This window comes from Streptomyces sp. NBC_00576 (genome assembly GCF_036345175.1).
GTDB lineage: Bacteria > Actinomycetota > Actinomycetes > Streptomycetales > Streptomycetaceae > Streptomyces.
Genome location: NZ_CP107780.1, coordinates 6,985,834 through 7,009,977 on the forward strand (window position 1 = coordinate 6,985,834; position 24,144 = coordinate 7,009,977).

Consider the following 24,144-nt stretch of genomic DNA (forward strand, 5'->3'; position numbering starts at 1 on the left):
TGGTGGCAGCATGGGCTTGTGACGTCACCCGCTCCCGTAGAGATCGAACGCACCGAGTCGGCGGAGGAGACCTTCGCCGTACCCGAGCCCGACGTCCCCTGGGTCACCATCGTCCACAACGACCCGGTCAACCTCATGAGCTATGTGACCTACGTCTTCCAGACGTACTTCGGCTACCCGAAGGACAAGGCCACCAAGCTCATGAAGGACGTCCACCACAAAGGCCGGGCGGTGGTCTCCAGCGGCAGTCGCGAGGAGATGGAACGCGACGTGCAGGCCATGCACGGTTACGGTCTGTGGGCCACCCTCCAGCAGGACCGGAAGTAGCGAACTCACTTCATGCCAGGACAATTCGAACCGATCCCCGGCGGTGGCGCGGCCATCGCCCTCGACGACGTCGAGATCTCCATCATCCGGTCGCTGTCCGTCCAGCTCCTGGAGCTGATCGGCCCCGGCCCCGCCGAGGACTCCTCCGACGACCCGCTCGCCGAGCTGTTCGCCGAGGGCCCGACCGAGCCCCCCTCCGACCCCGTCCTCAGACGCCTGTTCCCGGACGCCTACGGCGACCCCGTCGACGTACCGTCATCACCCGGACAGGCCGAGGAGGAACGGGAGCACGCCGCCGAGTTCCGCCGGTTCACCGAGAACGACCTGCGCACCGGCAAGCGCGAGAGCGCCCTCGCGGTGATCCGCTCCCTGGACGCGCTGACACCGGCCGGCGACGGGGGCGCGGTGCTCAAGCTGTCGCACGACGAGTCCCAGCGGTGGCTGGGCACACTCAACGACCTGCGCCTGGCCATCGGCTCCCGGCTGGACGTCGTCGACGAGGAGGACACCGACCTCCTCTACCGGCTGCCGGACGAGGACCCGCGCAAGCCGATGGTGATGGCGTACCTGTGGCTGGGCGGGCTGCAAGAGACCCTCGTCTCCACGCTGATGCCCTGAGGAGCCGCAGGTTCCGGCATATGGGCCGCCCCGTACCACTCCTCGGTACGGGACGGCCTCTCTGCTTATCCTGGCGAACATGCTGACCATCACCCAGGCCCTCGTCGACCAGATCGTCGCCCACGCGCGCAAGGACCACCCCGACGAGGCATGCGGCGTCGTCGCCGGACCGGCAGGCACGGACCGCCCCGAGCGCTTCATCCCGATGCTGAACGCGGCCATGTCGCCCACGTTCTACGAGTTCGACTCAGGCGACCTGCTGAAGCTGTACCGCGAGATGGACGACCGCGACGAGGAACCCGTGGTCATCTACCACTCCCACACGGCCACCGAGGCCCACCCCTCCCGCACCGACATCTCCTACGCCAACGAGCCCGGCGCCCACTACGTCCTCGTGTCCACGGCCGACACAGACGGCCTCGGCGACTTCCAGTTCCGCTCGTTCCGGATCATCGAGGGCGAGGTCACGGAGGAGGAGGTCAGCGTCGTAGAAACGTACTGATCTCACCTGGCGGCCCGAAAATGTCCAGAATACGGGACAGGCTTCCGGGATTCGGACCGGGAATCGATACGATGAGCCCATGGTTTCCTACGACGTGAGCGAGAAGACGCCGGGCACCCTGCTGCTCGTGGCGCGGCTGCACGTCGACCTGTGCAGGCTGGCAAGCGCCATCTGTTGATGCTGCCCCCTGCTGCCGTACGGCCGTGAGCCGCGGCGCCTCACATGCATGACCTGCACCAACCCGCTTTTCGCGCCGCCGCGCGCCCATCGACCTACCACTCCCGACAGGAGCCCCGAGCCATGGCCATCGAGGTCCGCATCCCGACCATCCTCCGCACCTACACCGACGGCGAGAAGGCCGTCCCCGGTGCCGGAGAGACCCTCGCCGATCTCTTCGCCGACCTCGAAACCCGGCACACAGGCGTCCAGGCCCGCATCGTGGACGACGGCAAGCTGCGCCGCTTCGTCAACGTCTACCTCAACGACGAGGACGTCCGCTTCCTCGACGGCATCAACACCAAGCTCGCCGACGGCGACACCGTGACGATCCTGCCGGCCGTCGCCGGCGGCATGGCCTGATAGGCCCCTGGCACCCATGCGCTACGACTCGCCGCTGGCCGCGGTAGGCAACACCCCCCTGGTGCGCCTGCCGCGGCTGTCGCCGTCCACCGACGTACGGATCTGGGCGAAGCTGGAGGACCGCAACCCCACCGGCTCGGTCAAGGACCGCCCCGCCCTGCACATGGTCGAACAAGCCGAGAAGGACGGCCGGCTCACCCCCGGCTGCACGATCCTCGAACCGACCTCCGGCAACACCGGCATCTCACTCGCCATGGCCGCCAAGCTCAAGGGCTACCGCATGGTCTGCGTGATGCCCGAGAACACCTCGCAGGAACGACGCGAGCTGCTCGCCATGTGGGGCGCCGAAATCATCCCCAGCCCCGCCGCCGGCGGCTCCAACACGGCCGTACGGGTCGCCAAGGAGCTCGCCGCCGAACACCCGGACTGGGTGATGCTCTACCAGTACGGCAACCCGGACAACGCGGGCGCCCACTACGCCGGCACCGGCCCGGAGATCCTCACCGACCTCCCCTCCATCACCCACTTCGTGGCCGGCCTCGGCACCACAGGGACCCTGATGGGCGTCGGCCGCTACCTCCGCGAGCACAAGCCGGACGTGAAGATCGTCGCCGCCGAACCGCGCTACGACGACCTCGTGTACGGCCTGCGCAACCTCGACGAGGGCTTCGTACCCGAGCTGTACGACGCCTCCGTCCTCACCACCCGCTTCTCCGTCGGCTCGGCGGACGCGGTCACCCGCACCCGGGAACTCCTCCAGCAGGAGGGCATCTTCGCGGGCGTCTCCACCGGTGCCGCACTGCACGCCGCGATCGGCGTCGGCAACAAGGCCGTCAAGGCGGGCGAGAGCGCGGACATCGTCTTCGTCGTCGCCGACGGTGGCTGGAAATACCTCTCGACAGGCGTCTACACAGCGGCCACGACAGAGGAAGCCATCGAGACACTGCAGGGCCAGCTCTGGGCGTGAGCGCCTAAGCTTCCAACAGGCCGAAAGATCACGACGCGAGGTGTCGGACCTGGTCCCAAAGGGCCGGGTCCACCACCCCCACCCGCCGCCGGAACTCCCCGACGTGCATGTCGCGCAGCTCGTCCGTCTCCAGAAAACTCGGCCGGCCCTGGGCATCGCCCACCGCGCCCGGCGGCAGCGGGATCACTCCGGGCCGCTCGTCGTGATACCTGCTGGTGATCTTCGCGACCGTCGCACGCCGCCCGCGCACCGAGAGCACCAGACACGGCCGGTCCTTGCCCCCGGGACCGTCCTCAAAGGGCACATTCGCCCACCAGATCTCCGCGGGCCGGGGCCGCACCGCCCGCCCCCGCTGCCCTTTCGGCCCCTCGGCCCGCCCCGGCGGCCTGCCCCCACGACCCCGGGGCCGATGCCCCCGCCCCCAGCCGTCCACCAGCGCCGCGACCAGCGCGAGCAGCACGACGGCCGCCAGGGCGAGCCACCATGACGTGTCCATACGGAAGACGGTACCGGCGCACCCCCCACGCCGCCCGCGCTACCGGCGCATCCCGTCCAGCCGAACCGGTGACAGCACAGGTGAGTTCGCCCACAACAGCCCTTGACGGAGGAGCGACGGGGGGTTTTGCGCCTTACGCTCGACAGCACCGCAAGAACCCCGTCACGTTAGTTTTGACGCTCCCCGCCCGCGGAGGTTTCTGCTTTATGAAGCTCACCGTCGTCGGCTGCTCGGGGTCGTTCCCGTCCGTGGAATCGGCCTGTTCGAGCTACCTCGTAGAGGCCGACGGCTTCCGGCTGCTACTCGACATGGGCAACGGTGCCCTTGGCGAGTTGCAGCGCCACTGCGGTCTCTACGACCTCGACGCGATCTTTCTCAGCCATCTGCACGCCGACCACTGCATCGACATGTGCGCGTACTTCGTCGCACGCTACTACCGCCACGACGGCGGCCGCTGCGACCCCATCCCGGTCTACGGCCCCGAGGGCACCGAACAGCGCCTCACCACCGCCTACGCCGACACCCCCACCGCCTCCTCCATGAGCGAGGTCTTCGACTTCCACACGGTCAAGCCGAGCACCTTCGACATCGGCCCGTTCACCGTCCACACCGAGCGGGTGCGCCACCCGGTGGAGGCGTACGGCATCCGCATCGAGCACGCCGGGAAGTCACTCACCTACTCCGGGGACACCGGCACCAGCGACGCGCTGGACCAACTCGCCCGCGACACCGACCTGTTCCTCTGCGAGGCCGCGTTCACGCACGGCAAGGAGAACATCCCGGACCTGCACCTCAACGGCCGCGAGGCAGGCGAGACGGCGAAACGCGCGGGCGCGCGCAAGCTCGTACTCACCCACATCCCCCCGTGGACCGACCCGCAGGTGAACCTGGCCGACGCCCGCGAGGTGTTCAGGGGCCCGGTGGAACTGGCGGCGCCGCGGGTGTCGTACGTGATCTGAACCTCATCCCGGCGACGGCTTCCGAAACCCTGGTTCCGGGAGCCGTCGTGCTATTGCGGCCCCTGCCCCGCTCGGGCGTCGTCCCACACGCCCGCCAGTACCCGCCCGAGCATCTCGAAGTCCTCGTTCACGCTCAGCCCGGCACCCCGGGCCACGGCCTGTCGGTAGGCGGGGACGACGGCCTCGTACCTGCCGCTGGCGAGGGCGAGCGTCGATTGCAACTCGAAGAGTCGCGCCATGAGATGGCGGTTGCCCGGCTCCTCGTCGGGCTCGACGGACGAGATCCCGTCGACGAGCGTGGACAGACGGCCGATGAGCCGACTCGACTCCATGACGGTGCGGTAGTACGTTGCCTCCACCGTCCGTCCCACCTCGGCGAGTCGGGCCGCGTACGTGACGATCTGGTCCGTTCCGCCGAAGCGGACAGCCAGTTCGCACAGCAGGATCCACGCGTCGACGACGCGCTCCGTCCGGTAGTCGGGTGCCCCGGCCGGGGTATCGGCGACGGTCGCCTCCACGAGTGCGAAGGACGTCATCAGCTCTTCCCGGGACGCCGTGCGGTAGTCCAGGGTGTCGCGCACGGCGTAGTAGACCCACTTCGGGTTGTCCGGCTCCTCAACGTGGCATCGCCGGCTCAACCGGCCGTACAGGTCCCGCTTCCCCTTCTTCTCGATCACCTCAGGGAGGTATCCCGAGTGGTCGAACCGGGCGTCGATCCGGACGCGGACCGGAGCGTTGCCCGCGCCGTCGTAGGGATGCTCGTGAACGCGACCCCGGAAGCGGAAGGGGCCGCCAGCCCGGAGGATGCGCTGTGTGTTGGTGTAGACAGGTCCTTCGATGTCGACGATGGCCGGGGACACCACGAAATCCGCTGTCGGCAGCAGGAAGTCAAAGAGACCAAGGGAGCGTCTGATCCTTCCCGCATGCTCCGGCCGCAGCACCTCGTCGGCGTCCACGTGGACGATCCAGCCCTCGGTGATGTGCTCCAGGGCGAGATTGCGGTGGTGTGCGAAGTCGTCGACCCACGGCGCCGCCAGGATCCGTACGTCGCCGCGAGCCGCGCGGGCCCGCTCGACAGTGGCGTCGGTGGAGCCGGAGTCGATCAGCAGGCAGTCGTCGACGTCCTGGGCGAGCGCGGTGAGGCAGCCCGCGATGGTGTCCTCCTCGTCCCGGGTGAGTACGACGGCGGTGACCGCTGCCGGGCGGTGACGCTCGTAGTCGGCCGCCAGTACGGCCGGGTCGGACGACGGAAGGGCTGCTCCCGCCAGATCGGGGGACACAGGGCCGACCAGAGCCAGATCTGCCCTGAGACGGGACGACGGGATGCCGCCGGGCGTACGGACGAGATCCAGCAGATCCGCGAACTTCATTACGGACGGTTCCTTCGGAGCAGAGCAGAGCAAGGCGGGGGGTGGAGAGGTGGAGTGGGTGAATAAGGGATCGGATCTACCCGGTCAGAGCGGGGTCTGCCGCGTCGAGAGAGTGGCACAGGTCGAATTCGACGTCCTGGACGTGTCCGTGCGAAACCATGATCTTGGTTCCCTTGACGGCTTGTAGGTGCCCCCAGATGCGGGCGAACGTGTCGCGGTCGATGCCGCTGAACGTCTCATCGAAGAGGAAGACCTGGGGTGCGTGCAGCACTGCGCGGGCGATGGACAGCCGTTGGATCTGCCCCCGGGACAGGCCGGCGCCGGACTCCCTCAGTGGCTCGTCGAGCCCTGCGGGGAGGTTCTCCAGTACGTCCAGGAAGCAGGCAACGCGGCATGCGGCGAGGATGTTGTCCGTGCGGTGAGGGACGCCGAGAGTCAGGTTCTCACGGAGGGGAGCGGTGAACAGTACGGGATTCTCGGGGACGTAGAGAACATGGCGGCGCAGCTCGGCGTCGCGGATCCGGCTGATCTCGGCGTCTCCGAGGGTGATGCTTCCGTGGTATCCCGGGTGGGTGCCGGCCAGCAGGGCGAGCAACGTGCTCTTGCCCGAACCGTTCGCGCCGCGCAGTAGCACGCTCGTGCCGTGGGGAATGTCGAGATCGACGCCGACGAGGACTTCATGGCCGGAGCCCGCGTAGGAGAAGCCCAGCGCTTTGACAGAGATGTCGGCCGGTTCGAGCGGTGTCTCGGCCTCCGCGTCGGGGAGGCCGTGGCGGGCGTCGTCCCGCTGGAGGACCACGTCCCTGTACCGGCCCAGGGCCGCCGAGGTGCGCTGGGCGGTGACCTGCAGAGAGGCGACGGAGTCCATGGAGCCGAGAAAGTAGCCCGACATGGTTAGGAAACCGAAGACCTCGCCGACGGTGAGCGATCCCCCGAGCATCTGTGTCAGACCGGCCCACGCGATCACGACAGTAAACACGGTCTGGTTGCCTGTCTTGATCACGGAATTGAAGTTCTCGAGGCGGCCGAGCCGGGTCTCCGAATCAATTCTCCGGTTCAGCGAACGTGTCATTCTGTTGAAGGCGAACTCGGTCTTTCCGTAGCCGACCAGCTCGGTGTGGCCGTGCAGTACGTTGAGTGTTTCGGATTTTAGGGTGGCGTCACGCTGAAGCGCCTCTTCAGCCGCATTTCTGATGTGCGGGAAGAGGAGTAGCGAGCTGAGCAGGTTTATTGTCGCGGGGGGTATGAGGAACAGGAAGAGCATCGGGCTCGCCACGAGAAGATACGTGCCGACCGAAAGGACCACACACATGTCGACCGCAGCTCTCACCGCGGCCGCCGTGATGAGCCCCTGGATTTCCTGGACGTCGTCGATCCTGCTGACCAGATCGCCGGTTCGTCGGTTCTTGAAGTACTGGGCGGGAAGGCGCAGAAGCTTGGCCAGATACCGTTCGGAGAGCCCGCGCTGCAGTGACTGGCTCAGCGTGACGATGACCCGGCCACGCAGGTACTGCACGCCTGCGGCCACCAGCGCCACCGCGATGAACATGCCCGACATGGTGGCGAGTTGCTCCCGCGACCCCTCCCGCATCACGCGGTCCACTGCCATCTGCACGAACAGACTGTTCAGCAGGGCCACGAGGGAGATGACCACCGTCGTGCTCAGTACCACGGCCAGCCGCCCCCGGTGGTCGCGGACCGCCTGCCGGAGCAGGTGCTGCGAGTGTGTCCGGCGCAGTCGCGGGGCGAGGATCGGTCGTGCTGGGGTGCGGTCGGTGACCAGGGCCTCGCCGTGGAACACCTCGGCGAGAATCTCGGGTCCCACCCGCATCGGCCGGTGCAGGAGGGGGTCGCCGATGATGAAGTCACCCCGGTCGGTGACCTCGTGCACGACGACGAAGTGCCGGTAGCCCTCTTCGTCCAGCAGGATGACCGCCGGCCCCGCCAGCCGTACGGCTTGGGCCAGTTGGCCGGTGTCGAGGCGCAGGAGTTCGCTGTCGACGCCGTATCCGTCCAGGACCTCGCGCAGCCGCAGAAGGTTCGAACCGAACTCGCCGAGACCGACGGACTCCCGCAGTATCGCGGTGTCGACAGGCACGCCGTGCCGCATCAGTACGGCGTGGACACAGGCAGGGCCGCAGTCGGTGTCGCCCGTCTGATGCGTGTGGTACCTCTGCCAGTTCAACGAAGTTCTCCTGGTCGGGCCTGGAACGCGGCCGGGGAAAGGGCGGCGCCCGCCCTCAGCCGGGCGAGCGCCGATCCGGACTACAGCTTGTCGCAGCCGAGTGACTTCCAGAGCTGGTAATAGTCCCCGTAGCTACAGGAGAGCGGATTCCCGATCTGCGCGAATATCCACTCGCACCGGGCGCGGCTGGGCTTTCCCTCGCCCGAAGAGGTGGCCGCCTCTTCGTCGGTGAGGGCGGTGAACTGCATGTCACGAAGAGCTTGAAGACTCATCGAATTCCCCTGGTTGGTGGTCTTGGCCGCTTCGGCCTGACCCGAACCTACGCGGGGCGTATTTACTGATCAAGCTTTGGCTGCCCGCCCGGCCCGGTTCTAGGAGAGCTCTTAAGGGACTCTTACCTTTATTCGGTTCTTTTTTCCGGGCATGCCGAATTCCCCAGCCCGTTCACGGGCCGGGGAATTCGGCGGGTCGGGGAGGCGCCTTGGGCTACTTGGCCTCCGCCTTCTGCAGCTCGGCGAGTTCCTCGTCCGACTCGCGGCCCGGAGTCGGGAGGTTGAACCTGATGATCGCGAAGCGGAAGACCGCGTAGTAGACCACCGCGAAACACAGGCCCACGAGTACGAGCCCCCACGGGTTGGTCGCGATACCGAGGTTCAGGCCGAAGTCAACCGCACCGGCCGAGAAGCCGAAGCCGTCCTTCATGCCGAGCGACCAGGTCAGCGCCATGGAGAAACCGGTGAGAACCGCGTGGATCGCGTACAGGACCGGCGCGATGAACATGAAGGTGAACTCGATGGGCTCGGTCACACCCGTGACGAACGAGGTCAGCGCGAGGGAGAACATCATGCCGCCGACGACCTTGCGGCGCTCGGGGCGGGCGCAATGGACCATCGCGAGACAGGCCGCGGGCAGCGCGAACATCATGATCGGGAAGAAGCCGGTCATGAACTGCCCGGCGGTGGGGTCGCCGGCCAGGAAGCGCGAGATGTCACCGCTCTTGCCGTGGTAGTCACCGGCCTGCAGCCACGGGAAGGAGTTCAGCAGGTGGTGCATGCCGATCGGGATCAGCGCACGGTTGGCGACACCGAAAATGCCCGCGCCGACGGCGCCCGAACCGACCAGCCACTCCCCGAAATTGTGCAGGCCCGTGCCAAGGACCGGCCAGATGTAGCCGAAGACGATGCCGATCAGCAGACCCGCGAAGGCGGCGAGGATCGGCACCAGACGGCGGCCGCCGAAGAAGCCCGCCCAGTCGGGCAGCCTGGTGCGGTGGAAGCGCTGGTAGAGCAGGGCGACCACGATGCCCATGACCACGCCGCCGAGGACCTTCGCGTCCACCGGCGCGTCGACCATGACGACCTTGCCATCGACGGCCTTCGCGACCTGCGGCAGGTTCTTGTCGGTGAACGTGGCCAGCACGTTCTTGAAGACCAGGTAGCCCACAACCGCCGCGAGGGCTGTGGAACCGTCGGACTTCTTCGCGAAGCCGATCGCGATACCCACGGCGAAAAGCAGCGCCATGTTGTCGAGAATCGCATTGCCGCCCGCCGCCATGAAGCTGGCGATCTTGGTGATGAACGCGGGGAACGACTCCCGGCCGAGCATGTCGGTGTTGCCGAGGCGCACCAGGAGCGCGGCCGCGGGCAGAACGGCGACTGGGAGCATGAGACTGCGACCGATGCGCTGCAGGACAGCCATCGCGCCGGATCCCCTCTTCTTCGCAGCCGCGGGAGCGGCGCTGGCCGTGGACACAACTTCCTCCAGTGGGCAAGGCGCCGCCTGGGGAGACAGGGGAAGGGGCGGCGTCTCGGGGAAAGCGGCAATCGGCCGCGTGGTCTACACCACTTAGTGGTGTAGACCTGTTGTAGCACGGTGAAGCCAGGATAAGGAACCCGCTGTTCTACGCGCGGTCCGGGGCGTCGTCCACGAAGGGGTGCGGGGGACTGCGCGACCAGTCCCCGCCCGACCCGCAGATCACATGCGAAGCCGTTCAGGAACTGATGCGGCCCGATCGCGGGCAACGTGCAGTTCACGATCGGACGGCCCCCGCATCCCATGCGTCAAGGTTCACCGGTCGGTCGCTGAAGTCCTCCCGGCCGCGCCCGACGGTTAGGGGAAGTCGAGTCGGTCGAGCGGCCCGGCGCCGTGACAGCGCCGCCTGCGACGTCCTTCTTCGCCATGCCGATGGTCACACTGATGTAGAGCGGCGGAGGCGGCCCCAGCGGGCCGTCGGCCTGCGCGCTGCCCGCACCCGCCATCACCATGGAGACGTTCGAACTGGAGACCGCGACCCATCGTGCGCACCCTCTGTGGGGAGTCGCTCCAGAGGGTGCGCTTCGATGTGGCGGCGCTCGGGGTACTCAGGGGGTTCCGCCTGCGTCCTCCTGCGCTCCTTCACCGGCCCTGAGCTCCCTCCCGCGTCCCCGCAATGGGATCCGGTTTGGCGGTCGTTGAAAACTGGTGTAGACCAGTCGGCGAACGGTTGCGCTGCCGTGATCGCTCGCGAAGATCGGCCAACTGTGGGTTACTGCGACAAAGTGGCTCGGACCAGGGAGTAGGACATGTCCACCAAGGCAGAGAAGATCGTCGCCGGGCTCGGCGGCCTCGACAACATCGAAGAAGTCGAAGGCTGCATCACCCGCCTGCGCTGCGAGGTCATCAACCCTGCGCTGGTCGACGACACCGCCCTCAAGGCCGCCGGCGCCCACGGCGTCGTCAAGATGGGCACCGCCATCCAGGTCGTCATCGGCACGGACGCCGACCCGATCGCGGCGGACATCGAGGACATGATGTAAACCCCGGATCCGAACCGGAACCGGAGCCAGGATCCGAACCGGATCCGAACCGGGACTCGAACCCCCGTACCCAGCACGGACGTTCACCCCCGAGGGGCCCTTTCCCACCACAGGAAGGGCCCCTTCCGCCGTTACGGCTAGGCTCGTAGCCATGTCACGTATCGACGGCCGCACCCCCGAACAGCTCCGCCCCGTCACCATCGAACGCGGATGGAGCAAGCACGCCGAGGGCTCCGTCCTCGTCTCCTTCGGCGACACGAAAGTCTTCTGCACCGCCTCCGTCACGGAGGGCGTCCCCCGCTGGCGCAAGGGCAGCGGCGAGGGCTGGGTCACCGCCGAATACTCGATGCTCCCGCGCGCCACCAACACCCGCGGCGACCGCGAATCCGTCCGCGGCAAGATCGGCGGCCGCACACACGAGATCAGCCGCCTCATCGGCCGCTCCCTGCGCGCGGTCATCGACTACAAGGCACTCGGCGAGAACACCATCGTCCTCGACTGCGACGTCCTCCAGGCCGACGGCGGCACCCGCACAGCCGCCATCACCGGCGCATACGTCGCCCTCGCCGACGCGATCACCTGGGCACAGGGCAAGAAACTGATCCGGGCCGGCCGCCAGCCCCTCACCGGCACGGTGAGCGCGGTGTCCGTCGGCATCGTCGGCGGAGTACCGCTCCTCGACCTCTGCTACGAAGAGGACGTACGCGCGGAGACGGACATGAACGTCGTCTGCACCGGCGACGGCCGCTTCGTCGAGGTCCAGGGCACAGCAGAGGCGGAGCCCTTCGCCCGCGACGAGCTGAACGCCCTCCTCGACCTCGCGGTCGCCGGCTGCACCGACCTGGCGGCACTCCAGCACAAGGCACTGGCCGCGACCCTGGAAAGGTAAAGGGCACACCAAATAAGGTGGCGGTCGCGGGCAACCGCACCGCCGCTCTACGGCGTCTCCAGGGATACGCACAAACACGGGCGTACGGCGATGTGCGCTGCCGTACGCCCGATCCGCCACCGTCAAACGTAGGGAACCCGAACCATGCCCGTCAGCCGCCGACTCCGAAACGCACGACGACTCGGACAGGGGCGCCGCGCCACCGCCGTCGCCGCCACCGTGGCGGCCGTCGCGCTGACCGCCGGGCTCACCACCGGATGCGACGCCGTCAACAAGGCCCTGGACTGCGTCCAGACCGCCGACGCCATCGCCACCAGCGTCTCCAACCTCCAGAACGCCGTCCAGAACGCGGCGAACGACCCGACCCAGGCCGACGAAGCCCTCGCCTCGATCGACAAGAACCTCAACGACCTCGGCGACAAGACCGACAACACCGACGTCAACAAGGCGGTCGACGACCTCAACAAGGCCGTGGACAACGTCCGTTCGGCCATCAAGAACGGCGACCAGACACCCGACATCAGCGGCGTCACGGACGCGGCGGGCGAACTGACGAACGTCTGCACGTCGTAACCTTCGTAACCGTCGGAATCGGCGTGAACGGTCCCGGGTGAGCCCGCGATACTGGACGCCATGACACGCCTGATCCTCGCCACCCGTAACGCCGGAAAGATCACCGAGCTGAGGCAGATCCTCGCCGACGCGGCCCTCCCCATGGACCTGGTCGGCGCGGACGCCTACCCCGACATCCCCGACGTCAAGGAAACAGGCGTCACCTTCGCGGAAAACGCCCTCCTCAAAGCCCACGCCCTCGCCCAGGCAACAGGCCTCCCGGCGGTGGCCGACGACTCGGGCCTGTGCGTGGACGTGCTCAACGGGGCGCCGGGCATCTTCTCGGCGAGGTGGTCGGGCCGGCACGGCGACGACCAGGCCAACCTGGAGCTACTCCTGGCCCAGCTGTCGGACATCGCGGACGAACACCGGGGCGCCCACTTCGCCTGCGCGGCAGCGCTCGCCCTCCCGGACGGCACGGAACGGGTGGTCGAGGGCCGGCTGAGAGGCGTACTCCGCCACGCCCCGGTGGGCTCGGGCGGCTTCGGCTACGACCCGATCCTCCAGCCGGAGGGGGAGACGCGAACGTGCGCACAGCTGAGCGCCGCGGAGAAGAACGCGATCAGCCATCGGGGGCAGGCGTTTCGGGGGTTGGTGCCGGTGGTTCGGGAGTTGTTGGGCTGAGGTCCGAGAAGAGGAACGGCCTGCGAATCAATCCTCCGATTCGCAGGCCGTTTATGTGCGGCGGAAGGGATTCGAACCCTCAAGCCCGATCAAGGGCCACAGATCCTAAGTCTGCTGCGTCGCCACTGCGCCACCGCCGCTAGCCGCCTGCCATCGTACCGGGCAAGCGGCTGGAGTTGAGCGCGGGTTTCTTATCGAGATGTTGTCTGCTGCCTCCTGCCGCCCCTGCACCAGGTGCTAGTGATCGCGTGGCAGTTTGGACAGAGCAGCCGCAGGTTCTCGCGCCGGTCGTCGCTCCAGTCCCCGTTGATGTGATCGATCTCCAGGGTCATGGGTTTGCCGAGCCACTCCGGGCCAGTGCCGCACCTGGCGCATTCTTCGGCTACGCCGACCTCGTTGAGCGCTCGGCGCAGGCGCTTTGTCGTCGTCCGCTGCTTGCCCTCGTGCTGCACCAGGACATCCTCAGGCCGTTTGGAGTTCGGGGACGGCCTTCCCCGCTGGTGTGCCTGTCCCAGGAAATGTGCCGTCGTCAACTGATCGTCGGCGATCCACTTACGCAGCTTTGTCCGCTGGGTGGCGTTGTCCGTGCGGTCGAGGCGGCGTAGCACCTCCGCCAAGGAGGTGGACTCGGCGACGGCCGCCCGTAACTCGTCGCTGATGGGCCGGGCGGACCGGCCGCATGGGGCGAAGTGTGAGATATCGATGGCGAAGTGGGCGAATCGCTTGGTGAGGTACATGCGGAGGTAGCCGTATGGCTGGGTGCCGAAGAAGGCAATGACCTCGTCGAGGTCGGAACACCGAGTTGCTGCCTCGGTCAAGCGCTCACGGGTGTACTGCACGCCCCTGTTCATGAGGCGCGCCCCTTGCCGCGTCCGCGGTAACTGTCCGTTGTCGAGTGGCAGTTGGGGCAAAGGAGTCTCAGGTTCTCAATGCGGTTGTTCCGCCAGCTGCCGTCGATGTGGTCGACCTCGAGGGGGAGCGGCTCCCCGAGCCAAACCCCTTCGATCCCGCACAGGGCGCAGCGCTCCTCCACGCCCAGCTCGCCCATCGCCCGCTTCAGGCGACTGCTCGGGACCCGCTTGGCATGTGCCGACGTGTCCCCGGCCAGGATCTCCTCGGCAGTCCGACGGCGCTGGTTGTACCGCTGCCGCTCCGTGCGGACCACCGGCGTGAAGTGCGAGGTGTCGATGCCGTAAGCCTTGATGCGACGGGAGATGTTCGTGTGGTGTCCGCCGACCACCTCGAGCCCGAGTCGCCGTAGAACCTCGTTGACGCTCGATGACGCCGCGACCACCGGCTCAAGGATCTCCCTCGTCCACTTGGCCCCCTCGCGCTCGAAGTGCAGGACATCCACCCCCAGTTTCTTCATCCGCTGGGAGATGTAGCGCCGCTTCTGACCCTTCGGATCCACCCCCAATCTCCCGCATGCTTCCGACAACGTCCGCGCCCCCCGAGCCGCCTCCTCCAGCCGCTCTTTGCTGTACGCACTTGCCCCCATCGAATCCCCTCCGTTTCCCGACCACCCGTTCGTGGCCTCGCACGGAGTAACGAACCGTTTATCGGACAGTCACGCCCGAAATGCAAAAAGCGGCCCGTGCCGGACCTGAACCGGCGCGGGCCGCTCGGGCGGCGGGAACGGGGCCTCAGACGCCCAGGTCCTTGATGATCTTCGCTACGTGGCCCGTCGCCCGCACGTTGTACAGGGATCGTTCGACCTTGCCCTCCTCGTCCACGATGACCGTGGAGCGGATGACGCCGACGTACGTCTTGCCGTAGTTCATCTTTTCGCCGAAGGCGCCGTATGCCTGCAGGACCGTCTTGTCCGTGTCGCCGAGCAGGGTGACCTTCAGGTTCTCCTTCTCGCGGAACTTCGCGAGCTTCTCCGGCTTGTCGGGGGAGATGCCGATCACGTCGTAGCCCGCGCCGGCCAGGACGTCGAGGTTGTCCGTGAAGTCGCAGGCCTGCTTGGTGCAGCCGGGGGTCAGGGCGGCCGGGTAGAAGTAGACGATGACCTTGCGGCCCTTGTGGTCGGCCAGCGACACCTCGTTGCCGTCGGCGTCGGGCAGGGTGAAGGCGGGGGCAACATCACCGGGCTGGAGTCGCTCGCTCATCCGTCTGATCTCCTCGTACGTCCTCGTGCGTCCTTGAAAGGTGCCGGTCCGAGCCTAACCGGGGGTGCTGACAGTGCGGCCGGAGGCGGAACTGACAGACTGTCCGGAGCAATGCATCCAGCGGACTTCGGAGGGCGTACGGTGGCGGACACCTCGGACAGCAGCAGAACCCCGGCGCAGATCGAGGCGGACATCAAGCGTCGTCGCGAGACGCTGGCCGAGACGCTCGACGAGATCGGGGTGCGGGTGCACCCGAAGACGATCGTCGGCGATGCCAAGGCGAAGGTCGTCTCCCATATCGATCACACCCTTGGGCGTGCCTACGTCGGCGTCAACCGTGTTGTCGGCGACGTCAAGGGGCAGTTCGTCGACGAGGACGGGGCGCCCCGGATCGAGCGGATCGTGCCCCTGGCCCTGGTGGTCGTGGGGCTGGTCGGGGTGCTCGCTCTGGGCACCCGGCGGCGCAAGGGCTGAAGAGGCGGGTAGGTTCGGAGTGTGAGCGCCAAAAGCAATGAGCAGAGCATCCATCACGACAAGCTGCCCATCCGGATGCTGCACGACCGTGTGCTCGTGCGGCAGGACGCCAGCGAGGGCGAGCGGCGTTCCGGTGGCGGCATCCTGATTCCCGCCACCGCGGCCGTCGGTCGTCGGCTGGCGTGGGCGGAGGTCGTCGCGGTCGGGCAGAACGTACGGACGGTGGAGCCGGGCGATCGTGTTCTGTACGACCCGGAGGATCTCGCCGAGGTCGAGGTGCGCGGAGTTGCGTACGTGCTGATGCGCGAGCGTGATCTGCATGCCGTGGCCGCCGACCGTTTCGAGGGCTCTGAGGACTCGACCGGCCTGTATCTGTGAACCTGTGTCTGTGAATCATCGGTAGGTGGGGCCGGCGACTGTTGTCGCCGGCCTCTTTGCTGTCTCTGCTCTGTCTCTGGCTCTTTCACGTTCACCGGACACGAGTGTCGAGGTCCGTGTCACAGGGTGTCGGGCTGTCTCGTCTCAGGGGGTGTAGGCACTGACGACGACGGAGGAGCACACGATGGATGCGCGACTGAACTACTTCGCCGGCCCGAACCCCAGCAAGGCCCTCAAGCACTTCATGGCGGCGGGCAAGGCGCTCAAGGAGTCCCCGCTGCCGGCTGCGACGCAGGAGCTGGTGGCGTTGCGCGTGAGTCAGATCAACGGCTGTGCCGTCTGCATCGACATGCACACGAAGGACGCCACTGCGGCCGGGGAGGCCTCGGTGCGGTTGCATCTGGTGGCGGCGTGGCGGGAGGCGACGGTGTTCACCGAGGCGGAGCGTGTCGCGCTGGAGCTGGCGGAGCAGGGGACCAGGGTCGCGGACGCGGCGGGCGGGGTCAGCGACGAGGTCTGGGCGCGGGCTGCCGAGCACTATGACGAGGAGCAGCTCACCGCGCTGGTGATTCTGGTGTCGTTCATGAACACGGCGAACCGGTTGAACATCATCACGCAGCAGCCGGCTGGGGACTACGAGGTGGGGCAGTTCCACTGAAGCGAGCTGAACTGAACCCGGGTGACCATCGGAAGGTGCCCGCGCCGACGAAGAGCGACGATGAGTACGGCCGGGTGGGCGGATCGCGAGGGGGAGTCGGTGTGAGCAAGGTTGAGGAGTTCGAGGAGTTGCGGTCGCTGTTGTTTTCGATCGCTTATCGGATTCTGGGCAGTGTGGGTGAGGCCGAGGACGCGGTGCAGGAGACGTGGTTGCGCTTCGACGGTTCGGCGACCCGGCCGACGTCGACGAAGGCCTTCTTGTCCGCCACGGTGACGCGGATCTCGATCGATGTGCTGCGTTCCGCGCGGGTGAGGCGGGAGGAGTATGTCGGGCCGTGGTTCCCGGAGCCGTTGCTTTCGGATCCGTATCAGGATCCGGCGCGTTCGGCGGAGTTGGCCGACTCGGTGTCGATGGCGGCGTTGCTGTTGCTGGAGCGGCTCAGTCCGCTGGAGCGGTCGGTGTTCGTGTTGCGGGAGGTGTTCGGTTTCGGTTTCGACGAGGTCGCTGGGGCGGTGGGGCGTTCGGAGGCGGCGTGCCGGCAGTTGCTGGTACGGGCGAGGCGGCACATGCAGGCCGGGCGGCCGCGTTTCGAAGCGGACCGTCAGGAGCGGGAGGAGCTGGCGGCGCGGTTCTTCGATGCTCTCCGTGAGGGTGATGTCGTGGGGCTGAGGGATCTGCTGGCGGCGGATGTGTCGATGGTCGGTGACGGTGGCGGTAAGGCTCCGCAGCTGGCCAGGGCTGTTGTCGGTGCCGAGAATGTGGCCCGGTTGCTTGCCTCCGTCATTCCGTGGATGGCCCGGGTCGATGTGACTTTCGAGCCGCACGAGGTCAATGGTCGGCCCGGTGCGGTTTTCCGTGACCGGGACGGCAAGGTGCTGCACATCCTGGCTCTCGATGTGCTCGACGGGCAGATTCAGACGATCCGTTCGGTGATCAACCCCGACAAGCTGGGTCACCTCGGGCCGGTCGCCGATGCCTGGGCTGTCGACCGCGAGGTGAGGCAGGCTCGTCGGCAGAGGGATTGACGTCGGGGCGACCGGCCTGGGTCGGCTGGTGCGGCGGTGGTCGGCATGCTGGTGCTCGGGGGAGCCGACTACCGCCGCTCGCCGCTCGGCCGGCCGACTACCGCCGCTTGCCGCTCGGTTGTCGTCAGTCCCGTCGCGACGTGCTCAGTGCTCCGCTCGTCACGCCCGGCGTCGTTCCTCCCGTGTTGCCGCCGCCGGTGTCTGTTGTGCCGCCGGTGTCGGTGGTCCCGCCGCCGGTGTCCGTCGTGCCGCCGGTGTCTGTCGTACCGCCGCCGGTGTCTGTGGTGCCGCCGGTGTCGGTGGTGCCGCCGGTGGTGTCGGTGGTGCCGCCCGTGTTCGTCGTCCCCCCGGTCGTCGTCGTGCCGCCGGTGTTGGTTGTCGGGCCGCCCGTCGTGGTCGGGCCGCCGGTCGTTGTCGGGCCGCCTGTGCCAGGCGTCCCGTTTGTGGCGCCCGGGGTTTCCTGGCCGCCGGTGGTGTTGGTGCCGTCGGTGGTGCCGCCGTTGTCCTGGCCTGCGTCGGTGTCGGGGTCGGGGTCGGGGTCGACGGGCGGGAGCGGCTGTTCGTCGGCGCCCTCCTGGAGCTGGAGGTCGAACTCCTTCGCCTTCTTGCCCTTGAGGGCCGCCTTCGTGAACTGGGCCCAGATCTCGGCGGGGGCGCCGCCGCCGTTGATGCGGTCGAGGCCCATCGCGTTGTACAGCGACTTGTGCTTGCCGGTGACGGGGTCCTGGCCCATGACGGAGACGACCGTCGCGAGGTCGGGGGTGTAGCCGGCGAACCAGGCCGCGGTGTCCTCCTCGGCGGTGCCGGTCTTGCCGGCGACCGGGCGGTCGGCTTCCTGGGCGGCTGTCGCCGTGCCCTCTTCCACCACGCTCTGCAGGACCGCGGTGGTGGTGTCGGCGGCCTCCCGTGACACGACCTGCTTCGTTTTCTGCTTGGGGAGGGTGACTGCGCCCTCCTCGCCGTCCTTGACGATCTTCTCGATGATCGTGTACGTGCCGTGCTTGCCGTGGTTCGCGAGGGTGGCGTAGGCCTCCGCCATGTCGAGGACGCTGGCCGTCGATGTGCCGAGCGCGACGGACGGGTACGGGTTGAGGTCGGGGGTGTCGGACGGGAGGCCGAGGTCGATCGCGGTCTGCTTGACCTTTGCGGGGCCCACGTCCACGGCCATCTGTGCGTACACCGAGTTGACGGACTTGTTGGTCGCCGTGCGGACGGTGATGTCGCCGTACGTGCCCTGGTCCTCGTTCTCGGGGGCGTATTCCGGGCCGTTCCAGCCTTCGACGGGGCGCTTGTTGGTGCCGTCGTAGTACGTGTTCGGGGTGATCGTCTGGCCGTCCTGGGTCACCGAGCCGTTCTCGACGGCGGAGGTGAACACGAACGGTTTGAAGGTGGAGCCGTCCTGGTAGTCGCGGCGGGTGGCGTTGTTGACGTACTGCTTGGTGTAGTCGATGCCGCCGTACATGGCGAGGACCTTGCCGGTGGCGGGGTCGATGGCGACGCCGCCTGCGCGGACGTAGTTGTCGACCTTGTTGTTCTTCTTGTCGAGTTTCGACATCACCTTGTCGTTGACCGCCTTCACGAAGGCGTCCTGCTTGGGCTTCTGCAGGGTGGTGGTGATGCGGTAGCCGCCGGCCTGGAGTTCGTCCTCGGTGAGGATCTTGTTGTCGAAGAGGTAGTCGTTGACCGCCTTGACCAGGTAGCCGCGCTGGCCGGACAGGCCCGTCGAGACGATCGACTGCCTCGGCTCCGGGAACTTGATGCCCGTGCGCTCGGACTCGGTCAGCCAGCCCTTGGTGACCATGCCGTCGAGGACGTAGTTCCAGCGGGCGAGTGCGGCCGGCCTGTTCTCGGGGTGGGCGATCACGTCGTACTCGCTCGGCGCGTTCAGCAGTGCGGCGAGGTAGGCGCCCTGGCCGGCGGTCAGGTCGACGGCGTCGACGCCGTAGTAGGCCTGGGCGGCGGCCTGGAGGCCGTACGAGTTGCGGCCGGCGTAGCTGGTGTTGAGGTAGCCCTCAAGGATCTCGTCCTTGGATTTCACCCGGTCCAGCTTGATCGAGATGAAGAACTCCTTCACCTTTCGGGTGACGGTCTGCTCCTGTGCGAGGTAGTAGTTCTTCACGTACTGCTGGGTGATCGTCGAGCCGGACTGCTTGCCCTTGCCGGTCACCGTGTTCCAGGCGGCGCGGATCATCGCCTTGGGGTCGATCGCGGACTCGGTGTAGAAGTCGCGGTCCTCGGCGGCGAGTACGGCGTGCTGGGCGTCCTTGGAGATCTGCGCCAGTGTCACGTTCTCCCGGTTGACCTCGCCGTCGCGGGCGAGTTGGCTGCCGTCGGCGTAGAGGTAGACGTTGCTCTGCTTGGTGGCCGCGGCGTTGGCCGCCGGGATGTGCACCATGTAGTAGCCGAGCGCGAACACGCCGATGACCAGCAGCATCCCGAGCAGGAACGTGCCGAGCACGAACCGCCAGGTGGGGATCAGTCGTCGCCATCCGGTGCGCCGAGGACGCTTGGCCTTCGTGGCGTTCGTGGCGTTCGTGGGCTTCCCGCCCTCCGCCACATCGGCTTGCACAACGGCTTGCACAACGGGCTGCACGACGGGCTGCACGACGGTTTCCTCGGCTTCCGCGACGGGTTCCACCTCGGGCTGCGCGACGGGTTCCACGTGGGCTTCCACGGCGGGCTGCACGGCGGTCTTCTCGGGCTGTACGTCGGGTTTTTTGGGTGCCGAGCCCTGCGTCGGCTGCTGCGGCTCTGGCTGGTCGCTCATGTCGTGCACGGACTCCTGTTTCGCGTCGCACGTTCCCGTACGACCTCTCACGCGTTCAAACGTCTTTTACGCCCCCTCTTGAAGACTGTCGCACCACGCGATCAGTTCCCTGACCTCGGCACGCTTCCGGCCCGAAATCGCGTGGCGGGCGGCCAGGGGCGCGGACTAGGCTCCTGCGCTTCGGTCCGAATACGTTCCGGAGCGTTCGGGAAGGGCTGGTGTCGTGGGTTCTGGGCGGTTGTACGCGGCCGTCGCGGCCGGGGGTTTCCGACGGTATGCCACCTATCGGGCGGCCACGCTGGCGGGGATGTTCACCAACACCGTCTTCGGCGTGATCCTGGCCTACACGTACATCGCCCTGTGGGACGAGAGACCGCACCTCGGCGGGTACGACCAGTCCCAGGCTCTCACCTATGTGTGGCTGGGCCAGGCGCTGCTGACGACGATGTGCGTGATGGGTACGGGCTTCGAGGACGAGCTGATCGAGCGTATCCGTACGGGTGACATCGCGATCGACCTGTACCGGCCGGCCGACCTTCAGCTGTGGTGGCTGGCCCAGGACATGGGCCGGGCCCTGTTCCATCTGCTGGGGCGGGGGCTGATCCCGGTCGCGGTCGGCGCCTGGCTCTTCGATCTGACGCTGCCGGCCTCGCCGCTGACCTGGCTGGCGTTCCTGGCGGCGGTGGTGCTGGGGATGCTGGTCAGCTACTCGTTCCGGTTCCTGGTGGCACTGACCGCGTTCTGGCTCCTCGACGGCGCGGGCGTCATCCAGATGGCGTGGCTCGCGGGCGTCTTCTGCTCGGGCATGGTGCTGCCGCTGAATGTCTTCCCGGGGCTGCTCGGCGAGATCGTACGGGCTCTGCCGTGGGCGGCGCTGATCCAGGCGCCGGCGGACATCCTGCTGGGGGAGGCGGATCCGCTGGGCACGTTCGCGTTCCAGGCCGGGTGGGCGGTGGCGCTGCTCGCGGTGGGGCGTCTGTTGCAGACGGTCGCTACTCGGCGGGTGGTGGTTCAGGGTGGGTGACGTGGGCGTGGGCGTGGGAGTGGGCGCTGCGGTGAAGAGCGGTGTCCGGGGTGAGCGGTGGACCGGCGCCGACTGGGACGACGGGCCGCTCGGTCGCAGGGAGCGGGTGCTCGACGGCGTACGGGCCTATCGGATGATCGCCGCGATGTGGATCCGGTCGACGATGGCCTATCGGGCCTCCTTCGCGATGACCACGATCGGGAACTTCGTGGCGACCGGCCTCGACTTCCTGGCGATCATGCTGATGTTCTCCCAGATCGACCGGCTCGGCGGCTACTCGCTGCCTGAGGTCGCGTTTCTGTACGGGCTGTCGGCGGTCGCGTTCGGGATCGCAGATCTCGTCGTCGGGTCGATGGACCGGCTGGGGCGCCGGGTTCGCGACGGCACCCTGGACACGCTGCTGGTCCGGCCGGCACCGGTGCTCGCGCAGGTTGCCGCGGACCGGTTCGCGCTGCGCCGCCTCGGCCGGATCACCCAGGGCCTGATGGTGCTCGGCTATGCCCTCACGGCCCTCGACGACGTTCACTGGACGGTGCTCAAGGTGCTGCTGATGCCGGTGATGGTGGTCAGTGGCGGGGCGATCTTCTGCGCGGTGTTCGTCGGGGGCGCGGCCTTCCAGTTCGTGGCGCGGGACGCTTCCGAGGTGCAGAACGCGTTCACGTACGGCGGGTCCACGTTGTTGCAGTATCCGCCGGGTCTGTTCGCGCAGGATCTGGTGCGCGGGGTGACGTTCGTTCTCCCGCTGGCCTTCGTCAACTGGCTGCCCGCGCTGTATGTGCTGGGCCGCCCCTATCCGCTCGACCTGCCGCAGTGGGTGGCGTTCCTGCCGCCGCTGGTGGCGGCGGGCTGCTGTGCGCTCGCCGGGTTGGCGTGGCGGGCGGGACTTCGTTCGTACCGGAGCACGGGGAGTTAGGGCGCGTGGACAGTCAAGTGGACGGTCATTTCGCAGACGGTCGGGTCGCGGAGGGGCATATTGCGGACGGTTCCTTGAACGAGTCGTTCAACGAGTCGTTCATCGAGCTGGACGGCGTCGAGAAGGTCTTCGACGTGCGTAAGCGGACCGGGTTCATGAGGAGTGAGCGGCGGGAGGTGCGGGCGGTCGACTCGATCTCCTTCCGGGTGGCGCGCGGGGAGATGGTCGGCTACATCGGCCCGAACGGTGCCGGGAAGTCGACGACCATCAAGATGCTGACGGGCATCCTCACCCCCAGCGGCGGTCGGCTGCGGGTCGCCGGTATCGATCCGTCCCGTGAGCGCACGCGTCTCGCGCGGCGTATCGGGGTGGTGTTCGGGCAGCGTACGACGCTGTGGTGGGACCTTCCGCTGATCGACTCGTACAAGCTGATGCACCGTATGTACCGCATCCCTGACGCCCGTTACCGGGAGAACCTCGACCGTTGTGTCGAACTCCTCGAACTGGCCGACCTGTTGGACGTACCGGTGCGTCAACTGTCCCTCGGTCAGCGGATGCGGGGCGATATCGCGGCGGCCCTGCTGCACGACCCCGAGGTGCTGTACCTGGACGAGCCGACGATCGGCCTGGACGTGATCTCGAAGGCCCGGGTACGCGAGTTCCTGCGCGACCTGAACGCCGAGCGTGGCACGACGGTCCTGCTCACCACGCACGACCTCCAGGACATCGAGCAGTTGTGCTCGCGTGTGATGGTCATCGATCACGGGCGGCTGATGTACGACGGCCCGCTGACCGGCCTGCACGAGGTGGGCGAGAGTGAGCGGACCCTCGTCGTGGACCTGGAGCGCGAGCTGCCGCCGATCGAGGTGCCGTCGGCGCGGGTCGTACGGGTGGAGGGCCCGCGTCAGTGGCTGGCGTTCCCGGCGTCGGAGTCGGCGGCTCCGCTGGTCGCGCGGATCGCGGCGGAGTATCCGCTGGTGGACCTGTCGGTGCGGGAGCCGGACATCGAGGCGGTCATCGCGAAAATGTACGCCGAGCAGGCCGGGAAGTCGGGGCGCGCGGCCTCGTAGCCTCCCGCGCGGGTACCTCGTAGGCTTCGACGCATGACGGACGACCTTCCGGAGCTGCGCGCTTCCGACGCCGATCGTGAACGAGTCGCCGAGGTACTGCGGGACGCCCTCGCGGAGGGCCGGCTCGACATGGCCGAGTTCGAGGAACGGCTGGATGCGACCTACCAGGCGCGTACGTACGGTGAGTTGACGCCGATCACCCGTGACCTGCCCGGGGCCGGGGTGAGTGTGCCCACGGTGAGCATGGTCAAGCAGCCTGTCGGGGGCGGGAGTTGGGCGGACCGGATTGTCGGGGGCGAGGGTTCCTCGCGGTGGGGTGTCGCCGTCATGGGCGGGTTCCAGCGCAGGGGGCGCTGGACGGTGCCGCGCCAGTTCAACTCGTTCGCGTTCTGGGGCGGTGGCGAACTCGACCTGCGTGAGGCGAACTTCGCGGACCGTGAGGTGGTCCTCAACTGCGTCGCGATCATGGGCGGGATGAATGTGATCGTGCCGCCCGGCGTCGAGGTCGTCGTGCGGGGCATCGGCATCATGGGCGGCTTCGACCACAGCCAGGAGGGGGTGCTGGGGGATCCCGGTGCCCCGCGCGTGATCATCCAGGGGTTCGCCTTCTGGGGCGGGGTGGGCGTCACGCGCAAACTCCCGAAGGCGGAGCGTCAGCGCCTGAAGGAGGAACGGCGCCAGGAGAAGCTGGAGCGGCGGGACGGTCGGGGGGAGTTGGGTGGCTCCGCCTCCGGTTTCGGCTCGGACTCCGGGTTTCACCACGGCATGCACGACCCGCACAAGCGGGACGAGAACTGAGCG

28 protein-coding genes and 1 tRNA gene are annotated in these 24,144 nt (G+C 67.7%); 19 read left to right on the top strand and 10 right to left on the bottom strand.

The genetic code is table 11. The features are described 5' to 3' along the window. The first annotated feature begins 18 nt into the window (after window positions 1-18). From clpS to OG734_RS30525, 6 genes are all read left to right on the top strand, one after another. Window positions 19-327, top strand: coding sequence for an ATP-dependent Clp protease adapter ClpS (clpS, locus tag OG734_RS30500; RefSeq protein WP_053741646.1), 309 nt, complete (start codon window positions 19-21; stop codon window positions 325-327). Window positions 328-339: 12 nt separating this feature from the next. Beyond that, window positions 340-945, top strand: coding sequence for a DUF2017 domain-containing protein (locus tag OG734_RS30505; protein WP_330290646.1), 606 nt, complete (start codon window positions 340-342; stop codon window positions 943-945). Window positions 946-1,024: 79 nt separating this feature from the next. Further along, window positions 1,025-1,447 carry a M67 family metallopeptidase gene (locus tag OG734_RS30510; protein WP_330290647.1) on the top strand — a complete coding sequence of 141 codons (423 nt, stop codon included), beginning with the start codon at window positions 1,025-1,027 and terminating at the stop codon, window positions 1,445-1,447. Window positions 1,448-1,526: 79 nt separating this feature from the next. Beyond that, window positions 1,527-1,625: a putative leader peptide gene (locus tag OG734_RS30515; RefSeq protein WP_330290648.1), complete on the top strand. Its 99-nt coding sequence runs from the start codon at window positions 1,527-1,529 to the stop codon at window positions 1,623-1,625. 122 nt (window positions 1,626-1,747) lie between these two features. Further along, window positions 1,748-2,026: a MoaD/ThiS family protein gene (locus OG734_RS30520; protein WP_329276303.1), complete on the top strand. Its 279-nt coding sequence runs from the start codon at window positions 1,748-1,750 to the stop codon at window positions 2,024-2,026. Window positions 2,027-2,042: 16 nt separating this feature from the next. After that, window positions 2,043-2,993: a PLP-dependent cysteine synthase family protein gene (locus tag OG734_RS30525; protein WP_330290649.1), complete on the top strand. Its 951-nt coding sequence runs from the start codon at window positions 2,043-2,045 to the stop codon at window positions 2,991-2,993. Between the two features lie 28 nt (window positions 2,994-3,021). Here OG734_RS30525 and OG734_RS30530 read toward each other — a convergent pair whose 3' ends face one another. Further along, window positions 3,022-3,489: a type II toxin-antitoxin system PemK/MazF family toxin gene (locus tag OG734_RS30530; RefSeq protein WP_330290650.1), complete on the bottom strand. Its 468-nt coding sequence runs from the start codon at window positions 3,487-3,489 to the stop codon at window positions 3,022-3,024. Between the two features lie 206 nt (window positions 3,490-3,695). Between OG734_RS30530 and OG734_RS30535 the strand changes: the two genes are divergently transcribed. Further along, window positions 3,696-4,448 carry an MBL fold metallo-hydrolase gene (locus tag OG734_RS30535; RefSeq protein ID WP_330290651.1) on the top strand — a complete coding sequence of 251 codons (753 nt, stop codon included), beginning with the start codon at window positions 3,696-3,698 and terminating at the stop codon, window positions 4,446-4,448. A gap of 50 nt (window positions 4,449-4,498) precedes the next feature. On the opposite strand, the gene OG734_RS30540 is transcribed toward OG734_RS30535, so the two are convergent. The 4 genes from OG734_RS30540 to OG734_RS30555 form a co-directional block, all read right to left on the bottom strand. Continuing rightward, the gene (locus OG734_RS30540; RefSeq protein WP_330290652.1) at window positions 4,499-5,818 is read right to left on the bottom strand and encodes a glycosyltransferase; all 1,320 of its coding nucleotides are present in this window, start codon (window positions 5,816-5,818) and stop codon (window positions 4,499-4,501) included. Between the two features lie 76 nt (window positions 5,819-5,894). Further along, complete coding sequence (locus tag OG734_RS30545; protein ID WP_330290653.1) at window positions 5,895-8,003, bottom strand: peptidase domain-containing ABC transporter; 2,109 nt, start codon at window positions 8,001-8,003, stop codon at window positions 5,895-5,897. Window positions 8,004-8,083: 80 nt separating this feature from the next. Continuing rightward, window positions 8,084-8,275: a hypothetical protein gene (locus OG734_RS30550; protein WP_330290654.1), complete on the bottom strand. Its 192-nt coding sequence runs from the start codon at window positions 8,273-8,275 to the stop codon at window positions 8,084-8,086. 214 nt (window positions 8,276-8,489) lie between these two features. Continuing rightward, window positions 8,490-9,755 carry a PTS transporter subunit EIIC gene (locus OG734_RS30555; RefSeq protein ID WP_330290655.1) on the bottom strand — a complete coding sequence of 422 codons (1,266 nt, stop codon included), beginning with the start codon at window positions 9,753-9,755 and terminating at the stop codon, window positions 8,490-8,492. Between the two features lie 809 nt (window positions 9,756-10,564). Between OG734_RS30555 and OG734_RS30560 the strand changes: the two genes are divergently transcribed. The 4 genes from OG734_RS30560 to rdgB all read left to right on the top strand — a co-directional run bounded on the left by OG734_RS30560 (window position 10,565) and on the right by rdgB (window position 12,923). Next, window positions 10,565-10,798 (top strand): PTS glucose/sucrose transporter subunit IIB, encoded by a 234-nt coding sequence (locus OG734_RS30560; RefSeq protein WP_330290656.1) that lies wholly within the window; start codon window positions 10,565-10,567, stop codon window positions 10,796-10,798. Window positions 10,799-10,949: 151 nt separating this feature from the next. Then, window positions 10,950-11,687 carry a ribonuclease PH gene (gene rph, locus OG734_RS30565; RefSeq protein ID WP_330290657.1) on the top strand — a complete coding sequence of 246 codons (738 nt, stop codon included), beginning with the start codon at window positions 10,950-10,952 and terminating at the stop codon, window positions 11,685-11,687. A gap of 144 nt (window positions 11,688-11,831) precedes the next feature. Next, entirely contained in the window at window positions 11,832-12,260 is a 429-nt protein-coding gene (locus tag OG734_RS30570; RefSeq protein ID WP_330290658.1) for a hypothetical protein, read from the top strand. Window positions 12,261-12,320: 60 nt separating this feature from the next. Continuing rightward, window positions 12,321-12,923 (top strand): RdgB/HAM1 family non-canonical purine NTP pyrophosphatase, encoded by a 603-nt coding sequence (rdgB, locus tag OG734_RS30575; RefSeq protein WP_330290659.1) that lies wholly within the window; start codon window positions 12,321-12,323, stop codon window positions 12,921-12,923. Between the two features lie 56 nt (window positions 12,924-12,979). On the opposite strand, the gene OG734_RS30580 is transcribed toward rdgB, so the two are convergent. The 4 genes from OG734_RS30580 to bcp form a co-directional block, all read right to left on the bottom strand. Then, a tRNA-Leu gene (locus OG734_RS30580) sits at window positions 12,980-13,063 on the bottom strand. Window positions 13,064-13,114: 51 nt separating this feature from the next. After that, the gene (locus tag OG734_RS30585; RefSeq protein WP_330290660.1) at window positions 13,115-13,774 is read right to left on the bottom strand and encodes an HNH endonuclease; all 660 of its coding nucleotides are present in this window, start codon (window positions 13,772-13,774) and stop codon (window positions 13,115-13,117) included. Beyond that, window positions 13,771-14,421, bottom strand: a complete 651-nt coding sequence (locus OG734_RS30590; RefSeq protein ID WP_330290661.1) for an HNH endonuclease signature motif containing protein — start codon at window positions 14,419-14,421, stop codon at window positions 13,771-13,773. Before OG734_RS30590 ends, OG734_RS30585 begins: the two co-directional genes overlap by 4 nt. A gap of 145 nt (window positions 14,422-14,566) precedes the next feature. Continuing rightward, window positions 14,567-15,034: a thioredoxin-dependent thiol peroxidase gene (gene bcp, locus OG734_RS30595; protein WP_330290662.1), complete on the bottom strand. Its 468-nt coding sequence runs from the start codon at window positions 15,032-15,034 to the stop codon at window positions 14,567-14,569. Between the two features lie 141 nt (window positions 15,035-15,175). Here bcp and OG734_RS30600 point away from each other — a divergent pair, with 141 nt between their 5' ends. The 4 genes from OG734_RS30600 (at window position 15,176) to OG734_RS30615 (ending at window position 17,569) form a co-directional block, all read left to right on the top strand. After that, a complete protein-coding gene (locus OG734_RS30600; RefSeq protein WP_330290663.1) occupies window positions 15,176-15,508 on the top strand; it encodes a DUF3618 domain-containing protein in 333 nt (110 codons plus the stop codon). A 21-nt stretch (window positions 15,509-15,529) separates the two neighbouring features. Next, a complete protein-coding gene (locus tag OG734_RS30605) occupies window positions 15,530-15,886 on the top strand; it encodes a GroES family chaperonin (RefSeq protein ID WP_330290664.1) in 357 nt (118 codons plus the stop codon). 184 nt (window positions 15,887-16,070) lie between these two features. Further along, window positions 16,071-16,544, top strand: coding sequence for a carboxymuconolactone decarboxylase family protein (locus OG734_RS30610; RefSeq protein ID WP_330290665.1), 474 nt, complete (start codon window positions 16,071-16,073; stop codon window positions 16,542-16,544). 101 nt (window positions 16,545-16,645) lie between these two features. Further along, window positions 16,646-17,569: an RNA polymerase sigma-70 factor gene (locus OG734_RS30615; RefSeq protein ID WP_330290666.1), complete on the top strand. Its 924-nt coding sequence runs from the start codon at window positions 16,646-16,648 to the stop codon at window positions 17,567-17,569. A gap of 124 nt (window positions 17,570-17,693) precedes the next feature. On the opposite strand, the gene OG734_RS30620 is transcribed toward OG734_RS30615, so the two are convergent. Next, window positions 17,694-20,336, bottom strand: coding sequence for a transglycosylase domain-containing protein (locus OG734_RS30620; RefSeq protein ID WP_330290667.1), 2,643 nt, complete (start codon window positions 20,334-20,336; stop codon window positions 17,694-17,696). A gap of 223 nt (window positions 20,337-20,559) precedes the next feature. Between OG734_RS30620 and OG734_RS30625 the strand changes: the two genes are divergently transcribed. The 4 genes from OG734_RS30625 to OG734_RS30640 all read left to right on the top strand — a co-directional run bounded on the left by OG734_RS30625 (window position 20,560) and on the right by OG734_RS30640 (window position 24,141). Continuing rightward, the gene (locus OG734_RS30625) at window positions 20,560-21,360 is read left to right on the top strand and encodes an ABC transporter permease (RefSeq protein WP_330290668.1); all 801 of its coding nucleotides are present in this window, start codon (window positions 20,560-20,562) and stop codon (window positions 21,358-21,360) included. Between the two features lie 106 nt (window positions 21,361-21,466). Further along, window positions 21,467-22,273, top strand: a complete 807-nt coding sequence (locus OG734_RS30630) for an ABC transporter permease (protein ID WP_330293845.1) — start codon at window positions 21,467-21,469, stop codon at window positions 22,271-22,273. A 74-nt stretch (window positions 22,274-22,347) separates the two neighbouring features. Next, the gene (locus tag OG734_RS30635) at window positions 22,348-23,343 is read left to right on the top strand and encodes an ABC transporter ATP-binding protein (RefSeq protein WP_443064948.1); all 996 of its coding nucleotides are present in this window, start codon (window positions 22,348-22,350) and stop codon (window positions 23,341-23,343) included. Window positions 23,344-23,376: 33 nt separating this feature from the next. Further along, the gene (locus tag OG734_RS30640; protein ID WP_330290669.1) at window positions 23,377-24,141 is read left to right on the top strand and encodes a DUF1707 SHOCT-like domain-containing protein; all 765 of its coding nucleotides are present in this window, start codon (window positions 23,377-23,379) and stop codon (window positions 24,139-24,141) included. The last annotated feature ends 3 nt before the right edge of the window (window positions 24,142-24,144 follow it).